The sequence below is a fragment of the Sphingopyxis sp. 2PD genome (genome assembly GCF_005503695.1).
GTDB lineage: Bacteria > Pseudomonadota > Alphaproteobacteria > Sphingomonadales > Sphingomonadaceae > Sphingopyxis.
In genome coordinates this window covers 21,509-29,150 of sequence record NZ_SCMU01000035.1, presented here as the reverse complement: position 1 = coordinate 29,150, position 7,642 = coordinate 21,509, and the positions used below count along the sequence as shown (strand labels likewise).

8 protein-coding genes and 1 other RNA gene are annotated in these 7,642 nt (G+C 64.9%); 6 read left to right on the top strand and 3 right to left on the bottom strand.

Annotated elements, in window-relative coordinates; translation table 11 throughout:
• Both FFS18_RS15925 and FFS18_RS15920 read right to left on the bottom strand, forming a co-directional pair.
• The coding region (locus FFS18_RS15925) for a TPM domain-containing protein (RefSeq protein ID WP_502704184.1) at positions 1 to 684 on the bottom strand (684 nt) is incomplete at its 3' end.
• A 157-nt stretch (positions 685 to 841) separates the two neighbouring features.
• Positions 842 to 1,444, bottom strand: a complete 603-nt coding sequence (locus FFS18_RS15920; RefSeq protein WP_120217003.1) for a LemA family protein — start codon at positions 1,442 to 1,444, stop codon at positions 842 to 844.
• 116 nt (positions 1,445 to 1,560) lie between these two features.
• On the opposite strand from FFS18_RS15920, the gene mscL reads away from it, so the two are divergent.
• Positions 1,561 to 1,977, top strand: coding sequence for a large conductance mechanosensitive channel protein MscL (gene mscL, locus FFS18_RS15915; RefSeq protein WP_137871598.1), 417 nt, complete (start codon positions 1,561 to 1,563; stop codon positions 1,975 to 1,977).
• A gap of 29 nt (positions 1,978 to 2,006) precedes the next feature.
• Positions 2,007 to 2,361, top strand: a transfer-messenger RNA (tmRNA) gene (ssrA, locus tag FFS18_RS15910).
• Positions 2,362 to 2,513: 152 nt separating this feature from the next.
• On the opposite strand, the gene FFS18_RS15905 is transcribed toward ssrA, so the two are convergent.
• Positions 2,514 to 2,924 carry a MerR family transcriptional regulator gene (locus FFS18_RS15905; RefSeq protein WP_137871597.1) on the bottom strand — a complete coding sequence of 137 codons (411 nt, stop codon included), beginning with the start codon at positions 2,922 to 2,924 and terminating at the stop codon, positions 2,514 to 2,516.
• 68 nt (positions 2,925 to 2,992) lie between these two features.
• On the opposite strand from FFS18_RS15905, the gene FFS18_RS15900 reads away from it, so the two are divergent.
• From FFS18_RS15900 to paoC, 4 genes are all read left to right on the top strand, one after another.
• Positions 2,993 to 3,631: a cation efflux transmembrane domain-containing protein gene (locus FFS18_RS15900; protein ID WP_120217000.1), complete on the top strand. Its 639-nt coding sequence runs from the start codon at positions 2,993 to 2,995 to the stop codon at positions 3,629 to 3,631.
• 145 nt (positions 3,632 to 3,776) lie between these two features.
• On the top strand, positions 3,777 to 4,418 hold the full coding sequence (gene paoA / locus FFS18_RS15895) for an aldehyde dehydrogenase iron-sulfur subunit PaoA (RefSeq protein WP_120216999.1): 642 nt from the start codon (positions 3,777 to 3,779) through the stop codon (positions 4,416 to 4,418).
• Positions 4,415 to 5,365 (top strand): FAD binding domain-containing protein, encoded by a 951-nt coding sequence (locus FFS18_RS15890; RefSeq protein ID WP_120216998.1) that lies wholly within the window; start codon positions 4,415 to 4,417, stop codon positions 5,363 to 5,365. The genes paoA and FFS18_RS15890 overlap by 4 nt, the downstream gene beginning before the upstream one ends.
• A 3-nt stretch (positions 5,366 to 5,368) precedes the next feature.
• Positions 5,369 to 7,576, top strand: a complete 2,208-nt coding sequence (paoC, locus tag FFS18_RS15885; RefSeq protein WP_137871596.1) for an aldehyde oxidoreductase molybdenum-binding subunit PaoC — start codon at positions 5,369 to 5,371, stop codon at positions 7,574 to 7,576.
• The last annotated feature ends 66 nt before the right edge of the window (positions 7,577 to 7,642 follow it).

Genomic DNA, 7,642 nt, shown 5'->3' with positions numbered 1-7,642 from the left:
GTCGTGACGCCGAAGTTCAAAGCGGGCGACATGCCGGGTGGCATTCAATCGGGGGTGAATGCGATCGCCCAGCAAATCCAGCTGCCGCCCGAGCCGCGCCAGCATCGGCAGGACGAAGAAGATCAGAATGATGAAGCCGACGAAAAAGAGCCCGGCCATATTGCCGTCATCGGCGCGGTCGCGTTCGTTCGCTGCGGCGGCCTGCGCGCGCGCCGCGGCTTCCTCGGGCGGCAGCTGGATTTGCTGGGCGATCGCATTCACCCCCGATTGAATGCCACCCGGCATGTCGCCCGCTTTGAACTTCGGCGTCACGACCTCGCGGATGATCCGGCCCGAGAGCGCGTCGGTCAGCACCGGTTCAAGGCCGAGCCCGACCGCGATGTGCATCCGCCGCTCGTTGGGCGCGATCAGAAAGACGACGCCGTCGTCCTTTTCGGCGTCGCCGATCCCCCACTCGCGGCCCAGCCGATAGCCGTAATCGGCAACATCGCGGCCTTCGAGATCGCGAACGGTCGCGACGACTAGCTGATGCCCGGTCGTCTTTTCAAGCTCGAGAAGCTGCGCGTTGAGCGCCGCTTCTTCGCCCGCCGGGATGATATCGGCCTGATCGACGACGGGATTGCCCGCGAGTTTCGGGAAGGTTTGCGCGGCGGCGGGCATCGCGAGCGCTGCGGCGATGGCCAACACCCACCCCACCAACGCAGCAGGTCTATTCTTGCGCCGCAAAACTCCGTTCGTGCCGAGCCCGTCGAAGCACCGCTCTTCCTTCTTCTGTGGTCGAAAGAAAGAACGGCCCTTCGACAAGCTCAGGGCGAACGGAAAAGAGATCATCCTGGTGGCCTTAGCTGCCGAAATCGACCTTCGGCGCCTGATTGGCGTTCGGTGTGATCGCCTTGTACGGGGTCATTGGTTTGGCGCCATGGACGATCTTGGCGCCGATGATGTCGGGGAAGGTGCGGATCGTCGTGTTATAATCCTGCACCGCGCCATTATAATCCTGCACCGACACGTTGATGCGGTTTTCGGTACCTTCGAGCTGGGTCATCAGGTCGGCAAAGCGCTGCTGGCTTTTCAGGTCGGGATAAGCTTCGACGGTCGCGAGAAGACGGCCGAGCGAACTCGACACGGCGCCCTGCGCCTGCTGGAACGCCTGAACCTTTGCGGGATCTTCCAGATCGTCCGTGCTGAGCTTGACCTGCGTCGCCGACGCGCGCGCCTGGATGACGCCTTCCAGCGTCGATTGTTCGATCTGCGATGCGCCCTTGGCGGTTTCGACGAGGTTGGGGATCAGGTCGGCGCGGCGCTGATAGGCCGCCTCGACATTCGCCCATTTCGCCTTCGCCGCTTCTTCCTTGGTCGGGACGCTGTTGATACCGCAGGCGGACAGCGACAGCGCCGCGACGGGCAGGATCAACCAACGGGCGGTACGATAGGTCATGGTCAAAAACTCCCTCCGGCGGCGTTTTGCCGCAACAATACACTACATAGGAGTTTGCTTGCCTTTGTGCAATTGGCACGGCACCGTCGGTCCCCGGAACCATCCAGCCAGGGAGCAGCAAGATGTTGGGGGAATTCAAGGAATTTATCGCCAAAGGCAATGTCATGGACCTTGCGGTCGGTGTCATCATCGGCGGCGCGTTCGCGACGATCACGGGGTCGCTGACCGCCGACCTGATCATGCCGTTCGTCGGCTGGATCTTTGGCGGGGTCGATTTTTCCAGCAAGTTCATCCTCCTGGGTAGCGTCCCCGACGGCGTTGCGGCGACCGATTATGCCGCGCTGAAAGAGGCCGGGGTCGCGATGATCGGCTATGGCGCGTTCATCACCGCGGTGATCAATTTCCTGATCCTCGCCTTCGTCATTTTCCTGCTCGTCAAATGGGTCAACAAGGTTGTTCGCCGCGCCCCCGACGCGCCTGCGGGGCCGAGCGAAGTCGACCTCCTCACCGAAATTCGTGACGAGCTGCGCCGGAAATAGCCTGCGTCCCGCGACGATAACCCGCCCGCGCCCTTTTCAAGCGCGGGCAGGCGCCCTATATAGGTCGGGTCGGTTTCGGCCGACTATGAGGATAAATGGTGTCGTGGAATAGACACAGCGGACCCGGGGGCAGTACCCGGCGGCTCCACCACAATCCCGTGTTTGCGACAGCGGCGCGGGCTTCTGACGGGGCCGAACCAGGATCGACGTGTGTTCAAAGACGATATTTTCTTCCGGGCTGAGTAACCCGTTCAAGGCTCAAAACCAATAGGTGCTAACGATAACGAAGCACTCGCTCTGGCTGCCTAACCGATAAGCCTCACGGCCTAAGGTTAGACAAATAGAACGCGGTTCGGACCGAACCGGGCAACAGAATCGGATACCAGCGGCTGGGGACGAGCCGGGCAACAGAATCGTCCCACCTTTCCCTTATTCAAAACGTCGCCCCGGCGAAGGCGGGGGCCGCCGCCGTTTTTGCTCGATGGCGATGGACTAAGCCGATAGCGGCCCCCGCCTTCGCGGGGGCGACGGTTGGGTTAGTGCGCACTCTTGCAGTGGCGATGATCGCCCAGCGCTTCGATCACCCGGCAATCCGCCGCGATGCCGCCGCGGCAGCGCCCGACGATGCGCGTCAGCTCGTCGCGGAGCCGCGTCAGCTGCGCGATCTTGTCCTCGACCTGCTCCAGATGGCGGCTCGCGATGCGGTCGGCCTCGCTGCAATCACGTCCGGGATCGTCAGACAGGTCGAGCAGCGAGCGAATTTCATCGATGGTAAAACCAAGGTCGCGCGAATGGCGCACAAAAGTCAGCCGCGCGCGGTGCGGATCGCCATAGCTGCGGTAATTCGCCGCGGTGCGATGCGGCGCGGGGAGCAGGCCGATGCGCTCATAATAACGGATGGTTTCGATATTGGTCCCGGTCGCCCGCGACAGCTCGCCGATTTTCATGGCTTGACCCCGTAGTTGCTACAGGGTGCATATAGGGTGCCGACTCGAAGATCAAAGGAGGCCATCGCTTGTCCGATCATTGCTGTGCCGGTGCCAGCGGCAAGACCGCGCTCAACGACCCGCGCTGGCGGCGTATCCTGTGGGCCGCGCTCCTGATCAACGCCGCGATGTTCGGGGTCGAGATTGTCGCCGGGGTCGCGGCGGATTCGCGCGCGCTGCAGGCCGACGCGCTCGATTTCCTGGGCGATGCGGCGAATTACGCGATCAGCCTGGGCGTGGCCGGTATGGCGCTTGCGTGGCGGGCGCGCGCGGCCCAGGTCAAGGCGGTGACGATGCTCGCCTTTGGCCTGTGGGTGCTGGGTTCGGCGGTATGGGGGTTCATCGACGGGTCGGCGCCGCACGCCGAAACCATGGGGCTGATCGGCGCGCTGGCGCTGGCCGCCAATGTTGCTGTTGCGCTGATGCTCTATCGCTATCGCACCGGCGATGCGAACATGCGCTCGGTGTGGATCTGCTCGCGCAACGACGCGATCGGCAATGTCGCGGTGATGGGGGCGGCGCTAGGCGTGTTCGGCACCGGGCAAAGCTGGCCCGATCTGGCGGTGGCGGCGATCATGGCGACGCTCGCCATCTGGGGCAGCATCGAAGTCTTTCGTCAGGCGCGCGGGGAACTTGCTGCGGTTCCGGCGGGTTCGGCTGGTGGCTGACCGATCGGTATGTTAATCTGATTCCCGAATCCGAAAGCTTCTGCGCCGACGCGGCAAATCATAAGGATCGCGCGGCATCGACTGCCTGACCTTCCCGTGGGCGACCCCGCCCATCGGCAACCAGAAACAGAATCGGGGACGCGCGATGCAAACGCCTGGCGATTTCGACTTTTCACGACGCGGCGTGCTCGCCGGGGGCGCTTCGGTAGCGGCGGTGACCGCCCTGCCGACGCGCGCCGCGGCGGCGCCGGGCGAGACGGCGATTGCGGCGCCGCCGACCGCTGCGGTCGCTTTCAAAGTGAATGGCACGGCGCATAAGCTCGAGCTCGATACGCGCACGTCGCTGCTCGACGCGCTGCGCGAGCATCTCCACCTGACCGGCACCAAAAAGGGCTGCGATCATGGCCAGTGCGGCGCCTGCACCGTCCTTGTCGACGGGCGGCGGATCAATAGCTGCCTGACGCTGGCGGTGATGCATGATGGTGAGAATATCACGACGATCGAGGGGCTGGGGACGCCTGACAAGATGCATCCGATGCAGGACGCTTTTGTCGAACGCGACGGCTATCAATGCGGTTATTGTACGCCGGGGCAGATCTGCTCGGCGGTCGCGGTGCTGGACGAGATCAAGGCGGGCATTCCGAGCCACGTCACGGCCGACCTGACCGCGACACCGAAAGTCACCGCAAGCGAACTGCGCGAGCGGATGAGCGGCAATATCTGCCGCTGCGGCGCCTATTCGAACATCATCGACGCGATAACCGATGTGGCGGGAGTGAAGGCATGAAAAGCTTCACCTACGAACGCGTCGAAACGCCCGCCGCGGCGACCGCTGCCTTTGCGAAAGTGAAAGGCGCGCGCTTCATCGCGGGCGGCACCAATCTGCTCGACCTGATGAAGCTGGAGATCGAAACCCCGGCGCATCTGATCGATGTCAGTCGGCTGGCGCTCGACAAGATCGAACCCACGACCGATGGCGGGCTGCGCATCGGGGCGATGGTCCGCAACACCGATCTGGCGTCGGACCCGCGCGTGCGGCGCGACTATGGCCTGTTGTCGCGCGCGCTGGTCGCGGGCGCGTCGGGCCAGCTCCGCAACAAGGCGACGACGGCGGGTAACCTGCTCCAGCGCACCCGCTGCCCTTATTTTTACGACACCAATATGCCGTGCAACAAACGCAAGCCGGGCAGCGGCTGCGCGGCGATCGGCGGGTTCAGCCGGCTCCACGCGATCGTCGGTGCGAGCGATGCGTGCATTGCGACCCACCCCAGCGATATGGCGGTCGCGATGCGCGCGCTCGACGCACGGGTCGAAACCGTCGATGCGGCGGGCAAGGAGCGGAGCGTCGCGGTGGCCGATTTCTACCGCGCGCCGGGCACCACGCCGCATCTCGACACCGTGCTTGCGCCGGGCGAGCTGATCACGGCGGTGACGCTGCCCAAGCCCGTCGGCGGCACGCATATCTACCAAAAGGTTCGCGACCGCGCCTCTTATGCCTTTGCGCTGATTTCGGTCGCGGCGATCGTGCAGAAGGACGGGTCGGGGCGCGTCGCGCTCGGCGGGGTCGGCCACAAGCCCTGGCGGGTCGAGGCGGCCGACGCCGATCTGCCACGCGGGGCCAAGGCGGTCACCGCCACGCTGCTCGCCGGTGCCAAGCCGAGCCATGAAAATGCCTATAAGCTGCCGCTGGTCGAGCGCACGCTCGCCGGTGTGCTGGCACAAGCAAGGGGCTGAGCCATGAAGTTCGATACCCCCGCGACGACCAACCCGATCGACCAGCTGAAAGTGGTCGGCAAACCCACCAACCGCATCGATGGTCCGCTCAAGACGACGGGGCTCGCGCCCTATGCCTATGAACGGCATGATGTCGCGGCGAACCAGGCCTATGGCTATGTCGTCGGGTCGGCGATCGCCAAGGGACGGATTGCGTCGATGAAGCTCGACGAAGCGCGTGCCGCGCCAGGGGTGCTGGCGATCGTCACCGCCGACAATGCGGGCAAGCTGGGCAAGGGCAATTTCAACACCGCAAAGCTGCTCGGCGGTCCGGAGGTCGACCATTATCATCAGGCGATCGCGCTGGTGGTCGCCGAGACATTCGAACAGGCGCGGGCCGCAGCGGCGCTGGTGCGGGTCGAATATGCGCGCGGCAAGGGAGCGTTCGAGCTGGCTGCCGCGCTGGGCAGCGCGGTCAAGCCGCCGCCGTCCTTCGGGACCGAGGCGGACAGCAGCGTCGGCGATTTTGCGGGCGCCTTTGCCGCGGCGCCGGTGCAACTCGACACCCGCTACACCACCCCCGACCATGCCCATGCGATGATGGAGCCGCACGCATCGATCGCTGCCTGGAGCGGCGACAAGCTGACGCTGTGGACGTCGAACCAGATGATCGCCTGGTCGGTGGGCGACATGGCGAAAACGCTGGGCATCCCGAGGAAGAATATCCGTCTCGATTCGCCCTATGTCGGTGGCGGGTTCGGCGGCAAGCTGTTCATTCGCGCCGATGTGCTGCTCGCGGCGCTCGGCGCCAAGGCGGCGGCGCGGCCGGTCAAGGTCGCACTGCCGCGCGCCTTCATGTTCAACAATACGCCGCACCGCCCGGCGACAATCCAGCGGATCCGGATCGGCGCGACCGCCGATGGCAAGATCACCGCGATCGGTCACGAAAGCTGGTCGGGCGATTTGCCCGGCGGCGGCCCCGAAACCGCGGTCGGACAAACGCGCCTGCTGTACGCGGGCGCGAACCGGATGACCGCGATGCGGCTCGCGGTGCTCGATTTGCCGGAAGGCAATGCGATGCGCGCGCCGGGCGAGGCTCCCGGAATGATGGCGCTCGAAGTCGCGGTCGACGAGATGGCGGAAAAATTGGGGCTCGATCCGATCCGGTTCCGCATCATCAACGACACCCAGGTCGATCCCGAAAAGCCGAGCCGTCCCTTTTCGCAGCGCCAGCTCAACGAATGCCTGACAATCGGTGCCGACAAATTCGGCTGGGCCAAGCGCAGCACGACACCGGGGGCGAGCCGCGATGGCCAATGGCTGGTCGGCATGGGGGTCGCCGCGGCGTTCCGCAACAACCTCAACGGCCCGTCGGCGGCGCGCGTGCGGCTCGACAAATCGGGCGTGGTGACGGTCGAAACCGATATGACCGACATCGGCACCGGCACCTATACGATCATCGCCCAGACCGCCGCCGAAATGATGGGCCTGCCGCTCGACAATGTGGTCGTGAAGCTCGGCGATTCGGCGTTCCCGGTGTCGGCCGGATCGGGCGGCCAGTGGGGTGCGAACAGCTCGACCGCCGGCGTCTATGCCGCGTGCGTCAAGCTGCGCGAAGCGGTGGCGCAAAAGCTCGGCATGAACCCGGTCGATGCGGTGTTCGCCGACGGCAAGGTCAAGGCGGGGCGGCAGAGCGTGGCGCTGGGCGACGCGGCCAAGGACGGCGAACTCGTCGCCGAGGACAAGATGGATTATGGCGATCTGGCCGAAAAATATCAGCAATCGACCTTTGGTGCGCATTTTGTCGAGGTCGGGGTTCATGCCGCGACCGGCGAAATCCGCATCCGCCGTATGCTCGCAGTGTGCGCCGCCGGGCGCATCCTTAACCCAAAGGCGGCGCGCAGCCAGGTGATCGGCGCGATGACGATGGGGGCGGGGTCGGCGCTGATGGAGGAACTTGCGGTCGACAAGCGTTTCGGCTTTTTCGTCAATCACGACCTCGCCGGGTACGAAGTCCCGGTCCATGCCGACATCCCGCATCAGGAGGTGATCTTCCTCGACGAAACCGATCCGACAACGTCGCCGATGAAGGCAAAGGGCGTCGGCGAACTCGGCATCTGCGGGGTCGGGGCGGCGGTCGCCAACGCGGTTTACAACGCCACGGGCATCCGCACCCGCAACTATCCGATCACGCTCGACAAGCTGCTCGACAAACTGCCCGCGGTCGCGTGACCGGCTGAACCGAAAAGGGCTCCGCCGCATAACGGCGGAGCCCTTCCAGGCCGCACACAATGATGA

What these genes read in the sequence shown, in the direction of transcription:
- mscL (WP_137871598.1), top strand. Translation starts at nt 1,561, where the DNA reads ATGTTGGGGGAATTCAAGGAATTTATCGCCAAAGGCAATGTCATGGAC.
- FFS18_RS15890 (WP_120216998.1), top strand. Translation starts at nt 4,415, where the DNA reads ATGAAAAGCTTCACCTACGAACGCGTCGAAACGCCCGCCGCGGCGACC.
- FFS18_RS15905 (WP_137871597.1), bottom strand. Translation starts at nt 2,924, where the DNA reads ATGAAAATCGGCGAGCTGTCGCGGGCGACCGGGACCAATATCGAAACC.
- paoA (WP_120216999.1), top strand. Translation starts at nt 3,777, where the DNA reads ATGCAAACGCCTGGCGATTTCGACTTTTCACGACGCGGCGTGCTCGCC.
- paoC (WP_137871596.1), top strand. Translation starts at nt 5,369, where the DNA reads ATGAAGTTCGATACCCCCGCGACGACCAACCCGATCGACCAGCTGAAA.